Raw genomic sequence first — 19,496 nt, 5'->3', positions numbered from 1 at the left:
ATCGACGACATACCGATCCTGACAGTCCAGGCCATCCGCCAACACCGATTCACGGATTTCCCAACGGAGTCCTTCAGGAGGGGGAGGATGTCAAGGGGGGAGCCAAGCAGGGCGCCGCCCCGCCTGGCGAACGGTTTTGCCGAGGAAACGAGAGAGGGTGGGCCTGGTACCTGGCTTCCGCAAGCCGCGAGCCCGCCGGCCGATCCTCATGGCTGTGCCCGGGTGACGGTCGTCATGGCCCCTCGAGCCGTGCTGCCAGATCCTCGGGGAGGGCGTCCCGATTGATCCGGGTCACTTGGACGAGTGTGATGTCTGGGCGCTGCTTGAGGGCGTCGGTGAATGGGTCACCGTGGGCGTGGACTGTGGCGACGATGTCGATGTCGGACTCGAACAGGCACCGGACCGTGTCCTGGAACGCGGTGCACGCCACCTCCATACGCCCGAGCTCGTCGATCAGCACGAGATCTCCAGGAGCAGGATCCGCTGCAGCCGACCTGAGCGGCGGCAGCGCGAGCCGCTCCATGACGCCCAGGTCGACGCCGTACCGGCCCACCCGCGGTGGACCTGGGAAGTCGACATGGGCGAGCACGGCTCGCAGACCGCCCTCCAGTGTTTCCAGCGCGAAACCGCTCCGGGTACCGCCGTGCCGGATCTCCTCCGTGGTGAAGCCGACAGCCCTACGGGTGCGCAGGAGCGCGGCCAATCGGCGAACGACGGTCGTTTTGCCCGCGCCGGGGCGTCCCTCGAGCAGGATTCTCGTCGGCATCTCGTGCTCCATGGCAGGTTCGTCTTACAGGTTCCCGGTGCGCTGGTCGGCGTACTCGGCCGATGGGGTGTTCGGCCCGCCTGGGCCGGTGCCGGCCGCGCCGTTCCGGGTAGAGCCGTGCGTATGACTGGAATTGAGCTCACGAGCGTGGCGTTCGGCGACCATGCGGCGATCCCACGACGTCACAGCGGGGAGGGTGACGACGCCTCGCCACCGCTGACCTGGTCGGCGGTGCCGGACGCTGCGTCGGAGTTGGTCCTGCTCTGCGAGGACCCTGACGCCCCGGGCGGGACGTTCCTGCACTGGCTGGTCACCGGTATCGATCCGGGGAGTACCGGTGTGGTGGAGGGGGAGCCGCCTCCCGGCGGTCAGGAGTGGCCCAACGGTTTCGGCCGGATGGGCTGGGGCGGTCCGATGCCTCCGCCGGGGCACGGGGCGCACCGCTACTTCTTCCGCTTGTGGGCCGTGTCGGAGTCGCTTCCCCTGCACGGCCGGCCGACAGCCGACGCAGTGCATCGTGCTGTGAAGGGCAGGGAGTTGGTGAGCGGCACGCTCGTGGGCACGTACCAACGCTGACCACCGTTGTGGAGGTTGGTGGAGATGCCCATGGGTCACCACCAGGTGCGCCCGGCCAACAGGGTGTCCGTGGTCAGCTCGACGCGCTCGCCGTTGGCGTCGTAGCCGAACATGCGGGTGGGCGCGTTGAGCGCCTCGGTGTGGCTGGGACAGGTGAAGTAGAGGAGTTTGCCGCAGTGTTCGGCGGCGTCGTCCAAGAGCGACTCCTGGCAGGTGCCCAGCACCGTGATGCCGTGTTCCTGAGTGCTCTTGGCCAGGGCTTCCAGGACCTCCTGGCGATGGTGTGTGCCGAGGGAATCGCCCAGTTCGTCGAGGATGAACACGCGGCCGCGTGGATGGGGTGAGGCGAGGAGCGCGGCCAGGACCAGATGGATGGAGAACAGTTTCTCCTGCGCCGAGTTGGTGACGTTGTCGTAGGGCAGCAGGGGGCCGTGGGGAGTACGCCGCCAGTACGGTGTCACTTCGCAGCGCCACACGTCCTGCAGGGAGGGCGGCGGGGTGAGCGCACGGTGGAGTTCGGCACCGTACAGGCCGGCGTCGCGGTTCAGCATGGCGAGGGCGTCTTCGATGTCGTCCAGGGCCTGTTCGAGCCGCAGGGCGATGCTGCCTTGTATGGTGCGCAGGCTCATCCGAAGGTCGGCGACCTTCTGCTCGCCGAAGGCGATCCGGTCGGCGCGCGCGGCGCGCTCGGCGGCGATGCGCTGGGCGGCCGAGGCGTCGGAGTCGGCGAAGCGGTCGAGCCAGTCCTGCAGAGCTCCAGCGGGCGTTTCGAACGCGGTGGCATCGGCGAACGGGCGGCCGGCACTGTCGTCGCTGAGATTGGTGCGGCGCCGGGCGGCATCCTGAAGTGCGGCGGTCGGCGCGCCGGCGTACCCGGCCGGACGCGGTCGCCGCCTATCAGGCCTACTCGTCCCGAAGCTGCAGTTCAGGAAGTACGGCAGCAACACCTACAGCACGGTCAAGACGGTCTACACGGACTCGGCCGGCTATCTGAGGACGACCACGACCGTGAAGGCCAAGGGCTACTGGCGATGGTCGTACGCGGGCAGCACCACGGTCGCGTCCGTCTCGGCCGCCGGTGACTACGTCGCGTTGAAGTAGGGGACCAGGGGTGTCATGGCGGGCACTGGGACGATTACTGACAGTGAGCGTGAGAGTGGGTGGCCCCTGACGGCTCAGGGGCCACCCGGTCAACCGGCCGGTGTCAGCCGGTGGGGGTGCCCTTGATGGCGCAGGCGCGGCACGGGGGCTGGCCGCATGTGCACTGCATGATCGCTTCAAGGACCCCGCGGTCGTGGTAGAGGCACTCGTCCCCGCAGGTGTGGCGCGGAATGAAGCCGGCCTGGAGCTCGTCCGGCCACGGCTCCTCGCCTTTCCGGCAGCGGGCGAACCGCTCGGGGTCGGCGGCGTGCAGCTCCTGCATGCCCGTCCGGGCCTCGTTCTCCATCTGGCGCACCAGGGCCAGCGTGTTCTTGAGCTCGGCTGCGAGGTCGGAATACCGGTCGTCGCCTGTCCGCACATGGGCGGCCCGCAGAGCCATTGCGGCATTTCCCAGAAACCGTCCGGCGTCCTGGAGATCCGTGACGTGATGCAATTGAATGCCTGTCACGCCGCGTACCCACACGGCATCGCTTCTCACGTGTCCACCTTTCGGACTCTGGGCGCCTGTATCCCATGCGGGCATGGCAATACGCGGAAATATCCCGCAGGTGCCTTCGTTTCTCGTCCGGGAGCCCGCTCGGGGCACCTCCCGCAGGGAGGTAATTCTGCGCCTACTCCATGGACGTTAAAAGACGGCGGGCGAAAGCGTCCAGCCGTATCGGAGTGAATCAGGTCACCTGGGGTGCTGGTAAATGTTGGCGGTGTTACTGGTTGGGCTGGTGGTGCTTATACGGGGCCGCTCGGGACCTGATTCGGGTGCCGGTGGCGTTGCCTCGCGGTCCGTCCGGGTGCGGTGCGTAGGCCGCCGGACGGGTCGGGCAGTCGGATGGGCAGGGCAAAGGGCCGCCGACGGCCGGAATCGCTCCGGCCGTCGGCGGCCCCTTCGGCCCGGGGCGGTGGGTGCCGCACCGGGCCTTGGTCGGGAGGGTGTGTGGCTCCCTCGTTTCAACAGGTCGCGGGCTTACGAGGTCACCGCGCACCGTCCGCGCTCTTCGGCCGTCGGGCCCTCCTGAGTCGGGCGGATGTCGAAGTCGAAGATCGCGGTGGGGAGGTAGAGCGAGCAGCAGGAGTTGGGGATGTCGACGATGCCGCTGATGCGTCCCTCGACGGGCGCGGACCCCAGGATCAGGTATGCCTGCTCGCCGCTGTAGCCGAGTTTCTTGAGGTACTCGACGGCGTTGAGGCAGGCCCGGCGGTAGGCGACCGTCGCGTCCATGTAGTAGTTCGTGTCGGTGTCGTGGTCGACGGAGACCCCGACGAAGGAGAGGAACTCCGAGTACCGCGGCTCGACGTTGCCCGGCATGAAGATGGGGTTGGTGGTCACGCCGTACTTCTCCATGCCGCCCTTGATCAGGTCGACGTGGAAGTCGATGAACCCGCCCATCTCGATCGCACCGCAGAAGGTGATCTCTCCGTCGCCCTGGCTGAAGTGCAGATCACCGGCGGACAGCTTGGCGCCGGGGACGAAGACGGGGCAGAAGACCCTCGACCCCCGGGTGAAGTTCTTGATGTCCTGGTTTCCGCCGTTCTCCCGACCGGGAACGGTACGGGCGCCTTCCCGCATGATGCGGTCGGCGGCGTCTCCCGTAGCCGTGCCCGCGAGTGCATTGTCGGCGAGCGGAGGCAGGCCCAGCGGCGGCACCCGGTCCGGGTCGGTGTCGATCAGGGCCTGCTCGCGCCGGTTCCACCGCTGCAGCAGGTCGGCGGACGGCGCGGTGCCGAAGAGTCCCGGGTGGGTGATACCGGTGAAGCGGACGCCGGGAAGGTGCCGGGAGGTCGCCATCTGGCCGTGGAAGTCCCAGATCGCCTTGACGGAGTCCGGATAGTAGTCGGTGAGGAAGCCGCCGCCGTTGTTCTTGGCGAAGACTCCCGTGTAGCCCCAGCCCTGCCCCGGTGCGTCGCCCCTCTGCTGGGGGACCGGTCCGAGGTCGAGGATGTCGACGATGAGCAGGTCGCCGGGCTCCGCGCCCTCTATGCTGATCGGCCCGCTCAGCATGTGGCAGCGGCTCAGGTCGATGTCACGTACATCGTTGGCCGAGTCGTTGTTGCCGATCTGCGCGTCGGTCCACTCACGGCACTCGAGGCGGAACTCGTCGCCCGGTCGCACCGTGGCGACGGTGGGGACATCCGGGTGCCACCTGTTGTGTCCGGGGACATCCTGATCACGCATCGACTTGGACTGGTCGACGCTGAAGACGACATCAGGCATGAGTGCTCCTTGTGCATTTCGGTACGGTGGCGGTCGGGCATGACGCTTGAGGTCCAATGGGGGACGCGGCACGTCTGCCTGGTGACAGGTCCTTTTTGAAACACCTCCCTACAGTTCTCTCGGTGGCGTCCCCCGAAGACGTCCGGCTAATAACCGCCGCTGCCCGCCGGGGTGCCCTGCGCCACCTCTGGCCTCGGCGGCGCCTGACGGCGAGTGAAGACCCACAGCCCCCCGAACACCACGACGGCGAAGGCTCCCAGCGCGATGGCGATTTCGTCGGTGTGCACCCAGTAACCGGCCAGCAGCAGATATGCAGGAATGACGCCGGTGACCCAGCCCTCGATGGCCGTGACCCATCCGACGTACTGGGTAAGGCTCTCCATTTTGAGCCCGAGCAGCAGGAAGAAGAGCATCCACAGGAACGACCAGTAGAGCCATATCACCCCGAATGGATAATCCTTGAAGAGCCGGAAACTGACGAACGAGAAGCCCAGGGCAACGATAGACACAAAAAGCGAATAATATCCGACGCCCGTCGTGTCCAGGCCCATGAGCAGGCCTACCCCAACATACAGGTATGTGAATCCGAAGAGGAATATCCCGGACGCCAGGAGGATTTTTCGCGGATCCCCGTTCGCGGCGATGATGAGATATGTAGGGGTCAATACCTGCAGGCCGCCTACGAACAGGTTGAAAATTGCGGCGGCCCGGGCGTCGACCTTTCCCAGGAGCATCATCCCGTTGAGGAACAGCACCGCGCCGACGAACAGCAGACCTACGTTAGCCACGGGGGACCCCCCTAGTATCCTAAGCGTTGGAGAACAATTCCGATTCCGGGAATCCGGATAGGGGCGTCCGGGATATGGGTGTCCGGATATTTTTGACTCGTGCTTTTCTCGTTTTTGCCGTACCGCTCTGCGGCCGGTGCGGGTCGGCCGCCGGTCGCCGTCAAGGGCGTGGCAGAGAGGCGATTGCCGGATGAACGCTCGCCGAACCGCATCGCGTCGGCGGTGGCCCGGAGACCACCGACGGGCTCTCCCGCGACTGTTCTTCCTGCTCGTGCAGGCCTTTCAGCAGCTTCGACGGCACGCTCAGCGCCGGGGACGAGTACACGCGCCGCGCCACGGCCGCACAATCCGGGCACACGTACTCGACGGGTGCCGTTCCGATCGGTAGCCGCACGTCGAAATTTCCGCAGCGATGGCACGAATATCCGTAAGTCGTCATGTGCGCCTCCATCCCCGCCCGCGCCGGGATTCCCTGTCCACCCGTACCCGTACACGCTCATACGCGGGGCTCAACGTCGCAGCAAATGCGTCACTTTCCAGGCAACGCTTGTGGGAACCCGTTGTCAAACGGAGACACCGTACTGCCGAATTAAAAGAAGTCCCGGAGGCCGGTGTCCCGGCAGGGAGCTGTCGAAAAATAATTCCTCGGTTCACTGTCACGGCAGCTGTAGTTCTTGATCGTTGATGTTGTTCCAGCGGCGGTGGCAGGCTTGGGCGGCGGCTTGATGGCGGCGTCAGGCGGACCAGCGTAGGACGTGGTCCTTTCCCCGGTGGGGCTGGGGGAAGCGCGGTGGTCCTCAGCACGTTGAGCAGTTCGCGCGGACTGCCGGGCGGGAGTTCGCTCTCGCTGGTGGCCCGGGTGGTGCGGACGCGGGTGACGGCCAGGACGGCAGCCGCAAGCAGGCTGATCACGCTCCAGCGCATCCAGGAGTTCCAGCAGGTCACCTGGCCCTGGTCGAGGCCGGTGATCGACTTTGCGTTCTGGAAGGTCTCCTCGATCTTCCATCTGGTGCAGATCACATGGACGAGGTCGGCGAGTGCGGCGGGGACGGCGGAATGGCAGCGATAAAAGGAGAGTTCGCGGGTGTAGCGGTGACGTCGCACGACGAGTAAGGAGTGCACGTCGCCTGGGGCATCCCCGGTGTCGGGGGTGTCGTCGGGTTGGACGTCGATGATTGCCCAGTCGTAGTGGCGGTCGCCTTTGAGGCCGTGGCCGGTGCGCATGCGCATCCAGGCCCGGCGGGGCAGCCTGGTGGCCAGGGCGGTTACAGACTCCGGTCGATCAGAGCGTGCCCGCCCTGGGCCGCGTAGGTGAGGTGAACGGCGACCTGGCACAGGCCGACCCCGCCTGCTGCCACTTTCACCCGTCGAAGCCGGCGATCACGGTGCCCACCGGCTCCGCGCCCTGCTCGGCGAGGATCAGCGCCCCGGGATCGCGGGCGACCAGCCGCTCCACTCCCTCCCGGTCGTCGCTGATGCTCGTGCCCTCGGCGGCGACCTTCCAGAAGGCCAGCGCGGTGTCGAGATCCTCGGGCGTCGCGGCCCGTATACGCAGCTCGGTCATGCGCAGATCCCAGCACGGGGCCCGGCCCGCGACACGGAATTCCACAATCCGGACGCGTCGCACGTCCGCACCCCACCCGGCCCGCCCGGACGCCCGTCCGGGTGTGTACGCCGCAAGAGCGGCCACACCCAGGGAGCCCGCCCGCGCGTGTCACTCGTGCGCGATCGCCTCCAGGACGTTCATCCGCGACGCGCGCAGGGCCGGCAGGAGTGCCGCCACGATGCCGAGCACCGCCGCACCGATGACGACCGCCACGACGGTGCCCCAGGGGATCGCGAGCGCGGTCATGCCCTGCAGTGCCAGCACCTGGTGTATGCAGACGCCCCACACCAGCCCCAGCACGAGGCCCAGCATCGCGCCGAACACCGCGATCACCACGGCCTCCAGCCGGATCATCCGCCGCAGCTGCCGCCGGCTCAGCCCGATGGCCCGCAGCAGTCCGATCTCCCGGGTGCGCTCCACCACCGACAGCGTCAGGGTGTTGACCACGCCGAGCACCGCGATGATGATCGCCAGTCCCAGGAGGGCGTAGACGAGGTACAGGAGGACCGCGATCTGATCATGCACGAGGTCCTTGTAGTCGGCCTGGTCACGTGCCTGGACCTGCGGATAAGGGTCGAGCGTCGTCTCCAGCCGGTCACGGAGCTCATCCGTGCTCGTGCCGTCGGCGGCGTTCACGTACAGCGCGGAGTCCTGCCCGCCGGGCACGTACTTCTCGACCGTCGCGATACCGAGGAACAGCCCGCCCTGGACGCCGAAGCCCTCGCCGCTTTCCATGTCGGTGAGGGCGCCCACGGTCAGCTCGGTTCGCTGCCCGCCCGGGAACTCGACCGGGATGACATCGCCCGTCCGGACACCGTGGTCCGCGGCGAATCCGGCGTCCATGGCGATGCCGCCGTCGGCCAGCGCCGCCGCCGTGTCGCCGCTCGCGTAGGTGAGCCGGGCGACGTCGTCGACCCGATGGTCGTACCCGGCGGCGGTCGTCTCGATCCGCTCCCCGTCCGGCAGCCGCACCGCCACCGGCGCGAACCGCTGCCGTACGACGACGCCCACGCCCTCCGTGTCCCGCACCCGGTCGGTGACCTCCTGGGAGAACGGCAGGAAATTGGCGTTCTGGATGACGAAATCGGCGCCCAGCGTCCTGTCGATCTGCTCGTCGAAGGAGCGGGACATGGAAGCGCCGGCCACCGACATGCCGCCGACCAGGGCGAGTCCCACCATCAGCGCGGCGGCGGTGGCACCTGTACGGCGGGGATTGCGCAGGGCGTTGCGCTGGCTCATCCTCCCGACCGGTCCGAACAGGGCGGGGAAGGCCCCGCCCAGCACCCGGATCACCGGCCGCACCAACAACGGACCGGCGACGACGGTCGCGATCAGGGTCAGCACGACGCCCAGTCCCAGCAGGGACGCCGCCTCCCCCGTCCCGGTCGAGACGGCGCAGCCCACCAGGGCGGCCGCGCCGAGCGCCCCGACGACGGAACCCGCCACCGCGCGGGTCCGCAACGGCCGGCCCGTCCCGGCGATCTCGGCGTCGACGAGGGCGGCCATCGGGGACACCTCTGCCGCGCGGCGGGCCGGAAGATACGCCGCCACGAAGGTGACCCCGACCCCGACCACGTACGCCGTGACGGGCGTGACCCACCCGATGACCATCTCCGTGGTGTTCAGGTCCATGCCGAAGACGCTCATCAGCCGGATCAGCCCGTGGGCGAGCCCGATACCGGCCGCCATGCCCAACGTCGAGCCGAACAGGCCGAGCAGCACCGCCTCGGTGAGCACCGAGCGGCGCACCTGCCGCCGGTCGGCACCGAGCGCCCGCAGCAGCCCGAGTTCACGGGTGCGCTGCGCGATCAGCATCGAGAAGGTGTTGACGATCAGGAAGATGCCGACGAGTACGGCGACCCCGGCGAAGCCGACCATCACGTACTTGATCACGTCGAGGAACTCGCCCAGCTCGTCGGTGGCCGTCGCGGCCTGCTCCTCGGCCGTCTCCACCCGGTAGGTGCCGGCGCCGAGCACCTCGGTGACACGGTGGTCGACCTCCTCGGCGGTCACGCCCGGCTCCGCCTCGACGGCAATGCTCGTGGCCCGGTCCGCCGAGCCCAGCAGCTCGACGGCGGCGACCTCGGGATCGAGGAAGATGAGGGCTGCGCCCGGGTTGGGGGTGGTGAAGGCGGCGATCCCGACGATCTCGACGCGGAAGGTGCCCGGCTGAGCCTGCACCGACAGGGTGTCGCCGATCGCCACGTTCTCGGCGTCGGCGGTGTCCGCGTCCAGCACGGCCTCCCCGGCACCGCGCGGGGCGTGGCCGGAGGTCAGCTCCACACCACTGCGTTCGTCGGGGTACCAGTCCACCGCGCGTGTCGGTGCGCCGGTCGTCGGCCCCACCGGCTCGTTGTCGCTGTCGACGAGCGTGATGTTCCCGGCCCTGACGTCCGGGTGGGCGGATCCGACCCCCTCGATCCCGGCCAGCCGCTCGGCGAGCGAGGCCGGTACGGTCCGTACCTGGCCGGTGGGCACGGCCGCTGCCAGGTCGTCCGGGGGCGACACGGTCACGTCGGCGGAGGTGGATGCGAAGAGCCGGTCGAAGGTACGTGCGACGGTGTCGGAGAAGATCAGACTGCCCGCGACGAACGCCACGGACAGGGCGACAGCCAGCGCGGACAGCAGCAGTCGTCCCTTGTGGGCGAGGAAGCTCCTGAGCGTCGCCCTCAGCACGGTCTCAGTCCTTGCCGGGGGCCGGCCCGTCGGACGGCACGGCACCGTCGGGGGCGGGGCCGGAAGCACGGCCGAGCACCGGCCCATCGGCGGCGGGCTGGGCGCGGATCACGTCGAATCGCTTCATCCGGTCGAGCACCGCCTGTGCCGTGGGCCGCTCCATCTCGTCGACGAGCCGCCCGTCGGCCAGGAACAGCACCAGATCGGAGTGGGTGGCGGCACCGGGGTCGTGGGTGACCATCACCACGGTCTGGTTCAGTCGGTCCACGGCCTCGCGCAGAAAACCGAGCACCTCCAGCCCCGCGCGCGAGTCGAGATTGCCGGTCGGCTCGTCCGCGAAGATCAGCTCGGGCCGGGAGGCCAGCGCCCGCGCACACGCCACGCGCTGCTGCTGGCCGCCGGACAGCTGCGCCGGCCGGTGCCCGAGCCGGTCCCGCAGGCCCAGCGTGTCGATGACCTGGTCCAGCCACTTCTCGTCGGGCATCCGGCCCGCGATGTCCATGGGGAGCGTGATGTTCTCCAGCGCGTTCAGCGTCGGGATGAGATTGAACGACTGGAACATGAAACCGATCCGGTCCCGGCGCAGACGCGTCAGCTCACGGTCCTTCAGCCCCGTGATCTCGGTGTCACCGAGCCACACCTGTCCGGCCGAAACGGTGTCGAGCCCGGCCAGACAGTGCATCAGTGTCGACTTTCCCGATCCCGACGGTCCCATCACCGCCGTGAACCGGCCGCGGACGATGTCCACGTCCACCGCGTCCAGGGCGAGCACGGTCGTCTCACCGGATCCGTACGCCTTCGTCAGCCCGCGGGCGCGGGCTGCGATCGAGTCGGCCGACGCGAGACCGGGGGCGTGCTCCATAGCGGGTGTGGACAAGACCGCCTCCTCCGTGTGGCCATCGGGCCGTGCAGGTCGAGCCTGTCGCGCCCGAGGATAGTGCGAAGGCTCCCACGCCGGACATCCCCCGTATGGGCACCATCGCGCGGTTCCGGTGTGAGGGGCACCTTGTCCGTCTCCGGTACCCCCTTGCCGCTGCTTGAACAGCCGGAGCGGCCGGAGCCCGGAACACCGGGGCCGCGCGGGAGATCAGCCGGCCTCCCGTCCCCGGAACTCCGCCTCGTTCCACGTGCCGTCCAGCCGCGGCGCCAGCCATCGTGGCGCCGACGCGCGGAAGCAGGCCGGGGGCAGGCCTGCGGCACCGGCCGGCACCGCGCCCAGCAGCGGCGCCCCCGACACCTCCGGCAGATCCCGCACGTTGCAACGCGCGGCCAGACCGGCCTCGGCGGGCCAGCTGCCGATCACCACGCCCGCCGGATCGAGCCCGCGCGAGCGCAGTTCACGGGTCGTCAGCTCCGTGACGTTCAGGGTGCCGAGGCCCGCCGCCGCCACCACGAGCACCGGCGCCGACAACAGCGCCACCGCGTCCGCCAGCGTCCCGCCGTCCTCGTCGAACCGGACGAGCAGCCCGCCCGCGCCCTCCACGAGCACCAGATCGTGTTCGGTGGCCAGCTTGGCGGCGGTCTCGGCCACCTCGTGCGGACGCACCGCCGCCCGGCCCGCCCGCCGGGCGGCGGTGGCGGGTGCCAACGGGTCCGGATAGCGGGCGAGTTCGGCGGTCGTGACGGCCCCGGCGAGCCGCGCGACCTCCTCGGCGTCCCCGGGTTCGTCCGGCCGCACTCCGGTCTGCACCGCCTTCAGTACGGCCACCGACCGTCCGGCCGCCAGCGCCGTCGCGGCGACCACGGCCGTCACCACCGTTTTGCCGACCTCGGTTCCCGTGCCCGTGATCACCAGTACCGGCATGTCATCCCTCCTCGGCCGCCGCGCACACCGCGTCCGCGATCCGGGCCACGTCCGTGTCGCCGGTGATGTATGGCGGCATGGTGTAGATGAGATCGCGGAACGGCCGCAGCCACACGCCCCGGCGCACCGCCGCGCGCGTGGCCGCCTCCATGTCCACGGCGCGGTCGAGCTGGACGACGCCGATGGCGCCGAGGACCCGTACGTCACGGACGCCCGGCAGAGCGGCCGCCGGCGCCAGCCCGTCCCGCAGGCCCGACTCGATGCGTTTGATCTCCGCGAGCCAGTCCTGCCCGAGCAGCAGTTCGATCGAGGCGCAGGCCACGGCAGCCGCCAGTGGATTGCCCATGAACGTCGGACCGTGCGCCAGCACCGGTACCTCGCCGCGCGAGATGCCGTCGGCCACGCGTGCGGTGCACAGCGTCGCCGCCATGGTCAGATAGCCGCCGGTCAGCGCCTTGCCCACGCACATCACATCGGGCGTCACCGCCGCGTGCCCGGCCGCGAACAGCGCGCCCGTCCGCCCGAACCCGGTCGCGATCTCGTCGAACACCAGCAGGACGCCGTGCGCGTCGCACGCCTCGCGCAGCACCCGCAGATACGCGGGGGAGTGGAAGCGCATGCCGCCCGCGCCCTGCACCACCGGCTCCACGATCACGGCCGCCAGTTCCCCGGCGTGCCGCCCGATCAGCTCCCGCAGGTGCTCGGCGTACGATTCCTCGTACTCGGCCGGCGGGGCCTTCGCGAACACCTGCTCCGGGAGCACCCCGGTCCACAGCTCGTGCATCCCGCCCTCGGGATCGCAGACCGACATCGGCTGCCAGGTGTCGCCGTGGTAGCCGCCCCGCCAGGTCAGCAGCCGCCGCTTCTCGGGCCGCCCGAGCGAACGCCAGTACTGCAGGCACATCTTGACGGCGACCTCGACCGACACCGAGCCCGAGTCGGCGAGGAAGACATGCTCGAGGCCGTCGGGTGACATGTCGACAAGGAGCTTCGCCAGCCGGACGGCGGGCTCGTGCGTGAGCCCGCCGAACATCACATGGCTCATCCGCCCGAGCTGGTCGCGCGCGGCCTCGTTCAGCACCGGGTGGTTGTAGCCGTGGATCGCCGACCACCAGGACGCCATCCCGTCGACCAGCTCGCCCGAGCCGTCGGCGAGCCGCAGCCGGACCCCGCTCGCCGACTCCACGACGAGCGGTTCCCCGCGGCCCGGCATGGGCCCGTACGGATGCCAGACGTGCCGCCGGTCCAGCTCGAGCAGTTCGGGTACGGACCATTCAGGCATTGGGCGCGAGATCCGTTCCGGTACCCCGTCGGCGGACGGTGACGAGATCGGTCCGCGGCCCGTCGGCCGGTCCGGCCCCCTCCGTGACCGCACCCGGGCCCGAGGGCCCCTCCGTCCCTGCGCCTGCGCCCACGCCCGAGGGCACCTCCGCGCCCCCGCACACCCCCGCGCCGGAGGACGCCGACCCGCACCCGCCGCCTTCGTGGGACCCGCACCCGCCGCCCTCGTGAGACCCGCACCCGCCCGTGCCCGCCCGGTGTTCCGGCAGTGTCACCCGGTCGGTGCCCTCCACCTCGAACCCGGCGTCCGCGATCATCTCCAGGTCGGCTCGGCCCGCCTGGCCCTCGCTGGTGAGATAGTCGCCGAGGAAGATCGAGTTGGCCAGGTGCAGTGCCAGCGGCTGCATGGTGCGCAGATGCACCTCCCGGCCGCCCGCGATCCGTACCTCGACGTCCGGGCACACGAACCGCACCATCGCCAGGATCCTCAGGCACCGCTGCGGGCTGAGGTTCCATTCCTTCGCGAGCGGCGTGCCCTCGAACGGGATCAGGAAGTTCACCGGCACCGAGTCCGGGTCCAGCTCGCGCAGTGCGAAGACCACGTCGACCAGGTCCGCGTCGCTCTCACCCATGCCGGCGATCAGACCGGAGCAGGCGGACAGACCGGCCGCGTGCGCCTTGTGCACGGTGTCCACCCGGTCGGCGTACGTATGCGTGGTGGTGATGTCCCCGTAGGTGGCCTCGGAGGTGTTGAGGTTGTGGTTGTAGGCGTCCGCGCCCGCCTCGCGCAGCCGCTCCGCCTGGCCCTCGGAGAGCAGTCCGAGGCAGGCGCACACCTCGACGCCCTCGTTGCCCTCCTTGATCGCCCTGATCGTGTCGGAGACACGGTCCACGTCACGGTCGGTCGGACCGCGGCCGCTGGCCACCAGGCACACCCGCTTGGCGCCGCCCGCCAGCCCGGCCGCGGCAGCCTGCGAGGCCTGGCCGGGTTTGAGCCAGGTGTACTTCAGGATGTCGGCCTTCGAACCGAGCCGCTGGGAACAGTAGGAGCAGTCTTCCGGGCACAGGCCGGACTTGAGGTTGACCAGATAGTTGAGTTTCACCCGCCGCCCGAACCAGTGCCGCCGCACCTTTCCGGCCGCGGCCACCACGTCGAGCAGATCGTCGTCGGACGTCCCGAGGACGGCCAGCGCTTCCTCACGAGTCGGCGTCTCGCGCCGAAGCCCCTTGTCCACCAGTGTGTTCAGCAGGTCCATGAAAGCCGATCCTGTCCTATTCGGCCGCCCCGGCCAAGGAGGGTTCGTACAACAGAAGCGCTATCGGATGTGGGCATGGCCACACTCTGGCCCCCCGGGGGTCCCGCTAGTGTCTGTTCATTGCCTACAAAAGTACCGGAGGACCGATGGCGTTCGGATGGATCGACGAGCAGGCGGAACTGCGCCGCCGGGCCGGGCTCGTACGGACCCTGCGCCCGCGGGCCGCCGACGCGCCGCTCCTCGACCTGGCGAGCAACGATTATCTGGGCCTGGCCCGCCATCCGGAAGTGGCCGAGGGCGCGGCGCGGGCCGCGCGGGTCTGGGGCGGCGGGGCCACCGGGTCCAGGCTCGTCACCGGCACCACCGAACTGCACACCGAGCTGGAACGCGAACTGGCCGACTTCTGCGGCTTCGAGGCGGCCCTCGTCCTTTCCTCCGGATACGCGGCCAACCTCGCGGCCGTCACCGCGCTGGCCCCGCACGGCTCGCTGATCGTGTCCGACGCGGGCAATCACGCCTCCCTGATCGACGGCTGCCGGCTGGCCCGGGGCAGGACACAGGTCGTGGCGCACGCCGAACCGGACGCCGTACGCAAGGCGCTGAGCGGCCACGACGGAGCCGCCGTGGCCGTGTCCGACACGGTCTTCTCGGTCGACGGGGACGCCGCTCCGCTCGCCGCGCTGGCGGGGGCGTGCCGTGAGCACGGCGCGGGGCTGGTGCTCGACGACGCCCACGGCCTCGGGGTGCTCGGTGACGGCGGACGCGGCGCCCCGCACGCGGCGGGGCTCGCCGGCGCCGAGGACGTCGTGGTGACGCTCACGCTGTCCAAGTCGTTCGGCAGCCAGGGCGGAGCCGTGCTCGGCCCGGCCCGGGTCGTCGAACATCTGGTCAACACGGCCCGGACGTTCATCTTCGACACGGGCCTGGCGCCGGCGGCCGCGGGAGCCGCGCTCGCGGCCCTGCGGTTGCTGCGCCGCGAACCCGGACGTGCGGCGCGGGCGGGCGCGGTGGCGCGCGACCTGCACCACCGGCTGACGGCCGCGGGCCTCGAAGCCGTACGCCCCGACGCCGCGGTCGTCTCGGTGCGTGCCCCGTCCCCGGAGCAGGCCGTGCGATGGGCGGCCGACTGCCGGGCGGCCGGCCTGTCCGTGGGCTGCTTCCGTCCTCCTTCCGTGCCCGACGGCATCTCACGGCTCAGACTGACCGCCCGCGCGGACCTGTCCGGGGCCGAGATCGAACGCGCTGTACAGGTGATCGGCGACACGCGGCCATGAGTCGGCGGGACACGGCCGTGAGTTGCCCGATGACGGACGGTCGGGTGGGTGCCGGCGGACCGGCGGGTCAGTGAACCGCGGCCACGAACTCCGCCCAGCTCCCGGGGGAGATGAGCAGCGCGGGTCCGGCCGGGTCCTTGGAATCGCGCACGGCGAGCAGTCCGGCTCCGGGGCCGAAGGCCGGCCGGGCCGTCTCCACGCAGTTGTTCGCGCCCGTGCTGTAGCTGCTGCGCAGCCACCGCACACCGTGCAGATCGGTGCTGGAGGGAAGGGTCCGAGGCGGAGCGGGCATCGTGCCTCCTTACACGCCGGCAGCTGTCCCGGCGATGAAATCCAACGAGTCCTCTGGCGAAAGGGCGTGGATCGAGAGGGCGTTGAAAGCCTCCGAGTACGCCCGGAGGTCTTCTTTCCACTCCAGATAGAGGCTACTCGTCAAGTGGTCGAGAACTACAACATCCAGATCAGAAGTGCGCGAAAATGAGAAGATTACGAAAGGCCCGGTGACGCCGATGTGCGCCCCGGCTGTGAACGGCAGTACTTGGAGCCTTACTTGGGGGAGGCGCGCCGCTTCCACCAGCCGTTCCAGCTGACGGGTCATGACGCCGGGGCCGCCGACCTGCCGTCGCAGCACCGCCTCGTCCAGGACCGCGCTCAACTCCAGCGGCGGATCCGCCCGCAGGACGTCCTGCCTGGCCAGCCGTACCTCCACCAGCGTGTCCAGCCGCTCCTCGGAGGCGCCCTCCAAGGCGGCCTCGGTCACCGCCCGCGCGTACTCGGGTGTCTGCAGCAGTCCGGGAACCACCGTGGTCTCCAGGGTGCGCATGGCGCTGGCCTGGGACTCCAGGCTGATGAAGTCCCGATAGGTGGGCGGCAGCACCCCGCGGTACGCATGCCACCAGTGGTGCCGTCCACCGTTGTCGTCGGACCCCGCGAGCACCAGCAGCAACTCCCGCAACTGGGCATCGGCCAGGCCGTAGGCGTCGAGCAGTAACCGCACATCGGCCGGTTTCACTCCGCTCGTGCCCGTCTCGATGCGGCTCACCTTCGACTGGTGCCAGCCCACCAGCCGGGCCGCCTCCCCACTGGTGAACCCTGCCGACGTGCGCAGCGAGCGCAGTTCGGCGCCCAGTTTCCGGCGGCGTACCGCGGGACCGTGCTGCATGGCTTCCCCCTTACTCCCTCGGGGCCACCCAAATACGGTCTCCCGTCGCAGAGTTCACCGCTTTGAGCGACAGATATATGCATATCCTGACCGTATCGTCGCCGACGGCCTGCGGTGATGGCAGTCTGGCGACGAAGCACCAGTGCGGGACCGTACTCGAATCAGCCGATCCGTGTCGGACTGCGGTCCCGTGGAAAGGAGACGACATCGCCATGGCAGACCATCTGGAAGCATCCATCACTCTGCCGAGCGATCCCGCCTCGGTCTCCGCGGCCCGCGCCCATGTGGTGGGCACGCTGGCGGAGTGGGGCATGCCGGAGGACACGGAAGTGTCCGACACCATCCGGCTGATCGTGTCCGAACTCGCGACCAACGCCGTGCAGCACACCCTGGGGCAGTCACCCACGTTCACCGTGGACCTCGTCCTCGACCGGCACGATCAGCTGTGCATCGGGGTCACCGACAGCCACCCGAGGTTCCCCAAGCGGCTCCCCGCGGCGGTCCAGCAGGACAACGGCCGAGGGCTGGTCATCATCCGCTGGCTGGCCGTGGAGTGCGGCGGCAGGATGAGAGTCCGCCCCACCAGGGAGGGCGGGAAGACCGTCTCCGTCGTCCTCCCGTGGGGCGTCCCCGCCGAGCCGGCCACGGCGGTCGAAGTGACAGGGCAGCAGGAATCGTAGGGGGTCGCGAAAGGAAGGAGGGTGAGGGCGGGAAGAGGGGCGGGCGGAGGCGGAGAAGCGAAAGAGGACCTGCTCACCCGTTCGGGCGTTACGCAGATCCTCGAGCCGCCGCACCGGTGTGCTGTCCGGGCATCGTTCGGCGCGTTGGGCGGGGCGGCGGCAGAGGGGTGCCGCCGCCCTCGCGGATCACTTCACCCGGCCGTACCAGACGCTGCGGGTCCAGATCTTCTGCAGGCGTACCACGTCCCCGGTCTTGGGCGCGTGCCAGAGTTTGCCCTGGCCCGCGTAGATGCCCACGTGGTACACGTTCTGGCCCGAGTGGAAGAAGACCAGGTCCCCCGCCTTGCGGTTCGAGGCGGAGATGTGGCGGGTCTTGTTGTACTGCTGGGACGCAGTACGGGGCAGCTGCTTGCCCGCCTTCTTGAACGAGTAGAGGGTGAGTCCGGAGCAGTCGAAGCGGCTCGGTCCGGTGGCGCCCCACCGGTAGGGCGCGCCCTTCTTGGACGCGGCGATCTTGAGGGCCTTGACGGCCGGAGTCGCGGCCGCCGCCTCCGAGGCGGTGCCAGGGAGGACGATCGAGCCGCCCACGGCGGCGAGGGTGAGGGCCGAGGCCGTACCGGCCCTGGCCATGAGAGACGGGACACGATTGAGCGCGGTCATGCGCAACCCTTCGTCAGCCGCCTGTGAAGGATGACCTGTCGGATTCGGGCTGGCGAAGTTGCCCGGCCGCACGAGTGCGGCTTCACCCCAAGAGCTGCTCGGCGCGGGAATCGAACTCCCGTTCCGGCGGCCCGTCTTGCTCGGGTCCTCCACTCCTGCCGATCCACTCCTGTCGACCGGTCATCCGGGCGGCGGCAGGATTCGGCGTCCGCCCGGATCGCCCCGCCGCGGCGGCGGGGTCTTGTCGTCAGTGAGCGATCTTGGCAACCGTCGGCCCGAAATCCCAATGGAACCGGGGGTTTGTGTTGTTACTCACCACTCATCCGTTCGAGTGGACAGCCCCGTGTCCGGACTGCCGTCCGGAGTGCCGAGGAGTCCCGGACCAGCATCGGAATGACCTGTTCCGGTAAGTGGCCACGCGTGGTGCGCAACTGTGACGGCCCGAAAAGAAGTGGACATATACACCGGTTGGCGGTACCCCCTTTGGTCCGTTTCAACTCCGGTGCGGACGTACCGCCGACGCCGTCCCCGGCCGGACCGGTACAGGCGTCAACTGTCGGAGCTCGGCGGCAGCGTGACCCGGGCCGCGCGCCGGTCGCCGTCCAGCACCCGCAGGGCCCGGGTCAGTGTGGCGGCGTGCAGTTCGGTCTCGCCGCGCCGGTGCATCAGGGTCAGCGCGTCGCGCAGTGCGACGGCCTTGCCGACCAGCGCCTGTGCGGCGCGCAGCCCACGATAGGTGTCGCCGTCACGGGCCGGGTTGATCCGGCCGAGCAGGTCGACGGCCTCGAGATAACAGTCGATCAACTCGGCCTCGGCGCGGGTCAGCGCGGGCAGCGGCGGCAGCTCGGGGGGCAGCATCGGTGGCTCACCTCGCGCCGGGAGTGGGGCGCGGGCTCTCGCGGTCGGCCAGGATCCGGTCGACGAGGCCGTACTTCACTGCCGCCCGCGCGTCGAGGACGGTGTTCCGCTCGATGTCCGACCGGACCTGCTCCGGGGTGCGGTGGGTGTGCCGGACCAGCATGTCCTCGAACCGGTCCCGGACCCGCGACAGTTCCTCCGCCTGAACGGCCAGATCGCTCGCGCTTCCCTCAGCCGGCTCCGGCAGTGCCGGCTGACGGAGCACCAGCCGCGCCCCCGGCAGGACGTACCGCTTGCCCGGCGTCCCGGCGGCCAGAAGCAGCGCGGCCGTCCCGTCAGCCCGGCCCAGGCAGACCGTCTCCACCTCGCAGGTGACGAAGCGCAGGGTGTCGTAGATCGCCGACATGGCGTGGAAAGAGCCGCCGGGGGAGTTGACGTAGAGGGCGATGTCCCGGTCGGGGGCCCGGTGCTCCAGGTACATGAACTGGGCGATCAGGTCGTTCGCGGAGGTCTCGTCGATCGGTGTCCCCAGGAGGAGGATCCGCTCCTCCATCAGTTTCCCGTACGGATCCGCGGTCCGGTGTCCGGACGCCATGTGTCCGGTGAACCCGGGCATGACGTGGCGGGCGAGCGGTCGGGTCATGGGCTCCTCCGTAAGTTGTTAGGTGGCCCGGGAGGGCCGGGTGTGGCTTATGGCTTCTTGCCTTCAGTGGCTTCCGAGGAGTGGCCGCCCGGCCCT

General features: G+C 69.7%; 20 protein-coding genes, 1 pseudogene and 1 riboswitch. Of the genes and pseudogenes, 4 read left to right on the top strand and 17 right to left on the bottom strand.

What is annotated here, in order from left to right; genetic code table 11:
• Positions 1–232: 232 nt before the first annotated feature.
• On the bottom strand, positions 233–766 hold the full coding sequence (locus tag ACFYQA_RS37685; protein ID WP_388928021.1) for a nucleoside-triphosphatase: 534 nt from the start codon (positions 764–766) through the stop codon (positions 233–235).
• Between the two features lie 123 nt (positions 767–889).
• Between ACFYQA_RS37685 and ACFYQA_RS37680 the strand changes: the two genes are divergently transcribed.
• The gene (locus tag ACFYQA_RS37680) at positions 890–1,342 is read left to right on the top strand and encodes a YbhB/YbcL family Raf kinase inhibitor-like protein (RefSeq protein ID WP_388928018.1); all 453 of its coding nucleotides are present in this window, start codon (positions 890–892) and stop codon (positions 1,340–1,342) included.
• A gap of 35 nt (positions 1,343–1,377) precedes the next feature.
• On the opposite strand, the gene ACFYQA_RS37675 is transcribed toward ACFYQA_RS37680, so the two are convergent.
• The 5 genes from ACFYQA_RS37675 to ACFYQA_RS37655 form a co-directional block, all read right to left on the bottom strand.
• The gene (locus ACFYQA_RS37675; RefSeq protein ID WP_388928016.1) at positions 1,378–2,289 is read right to left on the bottom strand and encodes a hypothetical protein; all 912 of its coding nucleotides are present in this window, start codon (positions 2,287–2,289) and stop codon (positions 1,378–1,380) included.
• Between the two features lie 257 nt (positions 2,290–2,546).
• Complete coding sequence (locus ACFYQA_RS37670; protein ID WP_388928013.1) at positions 2,547–2,882, bottom strand: hypothetical protein; 336 nt, start codon at positions 2,880–2,882, stop codon at positions 2,547–2,549.
• Between the two features lie 582 nt (positions 2,883–3,464).
• A complete protein-coding gene (gene fmdA / locus ACFYQA_RS37665; RefSeq protein ID WP_388928010.1) occupies positions 3,465–4,712 on the bottom strand; it encodes a formamidase in 1,248 nt (415 codons plus the stop codon).
• Positions 4,713–4,858: 146 nt separating this feature from the next.
• Positions 4,859–5,500 (bottom strand): AmiS/UreI family transporter, encoded by a 642-nt coding sequence (locus ACFYQA_RS37660; protein WP_388928007.1) that lies wholly within the window; start codon positions 5,498–5,500, stop codon positions 4,859–4,861.
• A gap of 160 nt (positions 5,501–5,660) precedes the next feature.
• Positions 5,661–5,939: an FmdB family zinc ribbon protein gene (locus ACFYQA_RS37655; RefSeq protein ID WP_388928004.1), complete on the bottom strand. Its 279-nt coding sequence runs from the start codon at positions 5,937–5,939 to the stop codon at positions 5,661–5,663.
• Positions 5,940–6,290: 351 nt separating this feature from the next.
• Here ACFYQA_RS37655 and ACFYQA_RS37650 point away from each other — a divergent pair, with 351 nt between their 5' ends.
• Positions 6,291–6,569, top strand: a complete 279-nt coding sequence (locus ACFYQA_RS37650) for a hypothetical protein (protein ID WP_388928001.1) — start codon at positions 6,291–6,293, stop codon at positions 6,567–6,569.
• A gap of 294 nt (positions 6,570–6,863) precedes the next feature.
• Here ACFYQA_RS37650 and ACFYQA_RS37645 read toward each other — a convergent pair.
• The 6 genes and pseudogenes from ACFYQA_RS37645 to bioB form a co-directional block, all read right to left on the bottom strand.
• A pseudogene (locus ACFYQA_RS37645) lies at positions 6,864–7,064 on the bottom strand (GNAT family N-acetyltransferase); the annotation flags it as partial.
• A gap of 150 nt (positions 7,065–7,214) precedes the next feature.
• On the bottom strand, positions 7,215–9,782 hold the full coding sequence (locus ACFYQA_RS37640; protein WP_388927998.1) for an ABC transporter permease: 2,568 nt from the start codon (positions 9,780–9,782) through the stop codon (positions 7,215–7,217).
• Positions 9,783–9,786: 4 nt separating this feature from the next.
• Positions 9,787–10,659 (bottom strand): ABC transporter ATP-binding protein, encoded by an 873-nt coding sequence (locus tag ACFYQA_RS37635; RefSeq protein ID WP_388927995.1) that lies wholly within the window; start codon positions 10,657–10,659, stop codon positions 9,787–9,789.
• Positions 10,660–10,869: 210 nt separating this feature from the next.
• On the bottom strand, positions 10,870–11,586 hold the full coding sequence (gene bioD, locus ACFYQA_RS37630) for a dethiobiotin synthase (protein ID WP_388927992.1): 717 nt from the start codon (positions 11,584–11,586) through the stop codon (positions 10,870–10,872).
• A gap of 1 nt (position 11,587) precedes the next feature.
• Positions 11,588–12,868, bottom strand: coding sequence for an adenosylmethionine--8-amino-7-oxononanoate transaminase (locus tag ACFYQA_RS37625; RefSeq protein ID WP_388927990.1), 1,281 nt, complete (start codon positions 12,866–12,868; stop codon positions 11,588–11,590).
• The gene (gene bioB, locus ACFYQA_RS37620; protein WP_388927988.1) at positions 12,861–14,123 is read right to left on the bottom strand and encodes a biotin synthase BioB; all 1,263 of its coding nucleotides are present in this window, start codon (positions 14,121–14,123) and stop codon (positions 12,861–12,863) included. The genes ACFYQA_RS37625 and bioB overlap by 8 nt, the downstream gene beginning before the upstream one ends.
• 146 nt (positions 14,124–14,269) lie before the next feature.
• On the opposite strand from bioB, the gene ACFYQA_RS37615 reads away from it, so the two are divergent.
• Positions 14,270–15,397: an 8-amino-7-oxononanoate synthase gene (locus tag ACFYQA_RS37615; protein ID WP_388927986.1), complete on the top strand. Its 1,128-nt coding sequence runs from the start codon at positions 14,270–14,272 to the stop codon at positions 15,395–15,397.
• A gap of 67 nt (positions 15,398–15,464) precedes the next feature.
• On the opposite strand, the gene ACFYQA_RS37610 is transcribed toward ACFYQA_RS37615, so the two are convergent.
• Complete coding sequence (locus ACFYQA_RS37610; protein WP_386401486.1) at positions 15,465–15,689, bottom strand: DUF397 domain-containing protein; 225 nt, start codon at positions 15,687–15,689, stop codon at positions 15,465–15,467.
• A gap of 9 nt (positions 15,690–15,698) precedes the next feature.
• Positions 15,699–16,559, bottom strand: coding sequence for a helix-turn-helix domain-containing protein (locus ACFYQA_RS37605; protein WP_388927983.1), 861 nt, complete (start codon positions 16,557–16,559; stop codon positions 15,699–15,701).
• 212 nt (positions 16,560–16,771) lie between these two features.
• On the opposite strand from ACFYQA_RS37605, the gene ACFYQA_RS37600 reads away from it, so the two are divergent.
• Positions 16,772–17,239 (top strand): ATP-binding protein, encoded by a 468-nt coding sequence (locus ACFYQA_RS37600; RefSeq protein ID WP_386401482.1) that lies wholly within the window; start codon positions 16,772–16,774, stop codon positions 17,237–17,239.
• Between the two features lie 186 nt (positions 17,240–17,425).
• Here the strand turns inward: ACFYQA_RS37600 and ACFYQA_RS37595 are convergent, their stop codons facing one another.
• The 3 genes from ACFYQA_RS37595 to ACFYQA_RS37585 form a co-directional block, all read right to left on the bottom strand.
• A complete protein-coding gene (locus ACFYQA_RS37595) occupies positions 17,426–17,899 on the bottom strand; it encodes a C40 family peptidase (RefSeq protein ID WP_386401480.1) in 474 nt (157 codons plus the stop codon).
• A 3-nt stretch (positions 17,900–17,902) separates the two neighbouring features.
• A riboswitch (cyclic di-AMP (ydaO/yuaA leader) is annotated at positions 17,903–18,116 on the bottom strand.
• Between the two features lie 332 nt (positions 18,117–18,448).
• Entirely contained in the window at positions 18,449–18,757 is a 309-nt protein-coding gene (locus ACFYQA_RS37590) for a hypothetical protein (protein ID WP_388927980.1), read from the bottom strand.
• A 7-nt stretch (positions 18,758–18,764) separates the two neighbouring features.
• Positions 18,765–19,400: an ATP-dependent Clp protease proteolytic subunit gene (locus tag ACFYQA_RS37585; protein ID WP_388927977.1), complete on the bottom strand. Its 636-nt coding sequence runs from the start codon at positions 19,398–19,400 to the stop codon at positions 18,765–18,767.
• Between the last annotated feature and the right edge of the window lie 96 nt (positions 19,401–19,496).

The organism is Streptomyces sp. NPDC005774 (genome assembly GCF_042871645.1).
Lineage (GTDB): Bacteria > Actinomycetota > Actinomycetes > Streptomycetales > Streptomycetaceae > Streptomyces > Streptomyces pratens.
This window is presented reverse-complemented; position numbering and strand designations above follow the sequence as displayed.

Coding starts and splice junctions, on each gene's coding strand:
- ACFYQA_RS37685 (WP_388928021.1), bottom strand. CDS start 766: ATGCCGACGAGAATCCTGCTCGAGGGACGCCCCGGCGCGGGCAAAACG.
- ACFYQA_RS37680 (WP_388928018.1), top strand. CDS start 890: ATGACTGGAATTGAGCTCACGAGCGTGGCGTTCGGCGACCATGCGGCG.
- ACFYQA_RS37670 (WP_388928013.1), bottom strand. CDS start 2,882: ATGGCTCTGCGGGCCGCCCATGTGCGGACAGGCGACGACCGGTATTCC.
- fmdA (WP_388928010.1), bottom strand. CDS start 4,712: ATGCCTGATGTCGTCTTCAGCGTCGACCAGTCCAAGTCGATGCGTGAT.
- ACFYQA_RS37655 (WP_388928004.1), bottom strand. CDS start 5,939: ATGACGACTTACGGATATTCGTGCCATCGCTGCGGAAATTTCGACGTG.
- bioD (WP_388927992.1), bottom strand. CDS start 11,586: ATGCCGGTACTGGTGATCACGGGCACGGGAACCGAGGTCGGCAAAACG.
- ACFYQA_RS37625 (WP_388927990.1), bottom strand. CDS start 12,868: ATGCCTGAATGGTCCGTACCCGAACTGCTCGAGCTGGACCGGCGGCAC.
- bioB (WP_388927988.1), bottom strand. CDS start 14,123: ATGGACCTGCTGAACACACTGGTGGACAAGGGGCTTCGGCGCGAGACG.
- ACFYQA_RS37615 (WP_388927986.1), top strand. CDS start 14,270: ATGGCGTTCGGATGGATCGACGAGCAGGCGGAACTGCGCCGCCGGGCC.
- ACFYQA_RS37610 (WP_386401486.1), bottom strand. CDS start 15,689: ATGCCCGCTCCGCCTCGGACCCTTCCCTCCAGCACCGATCTGCACGGT.
- ACFYQA_RS37605 (WP_388927983.1), bottom strand. CDS start 16,559: ATGCAGCACGGTCCCGCGGTACGCCGCCGGAAACTGGGCGCCGAACTG.
- ACFYQA_RS37600 (WP_386401482.1), top strand. CDS start 16,772: ATGGCAGACCATCTGGAAGCATCCATCACTCTGCCGAGCGATCCCGCC.
- ACFYQA_RS37595 (WP_386401480.1), bottom strand. CDS start 17,899: ATGACCGCGCTCAATCGTGTCCCGTCTCTCATGGCCAGGGCCGGTACG.
- ACFYQA_RS37590 (WP_388927980.1), bottom strand. CDS start 18,757: ATGCTGCCCCCCGAGCTGCCGCCGCTGCCCGCGCTGACCCGCGCCGAG.
- ACFYQA_RS37585 (WP_388927977.1), bottom strand. CDS start 19,400: ATGACCCGACCGCTCGCCCGCCACGTCATGCCCGGGTTCACCGGACAC.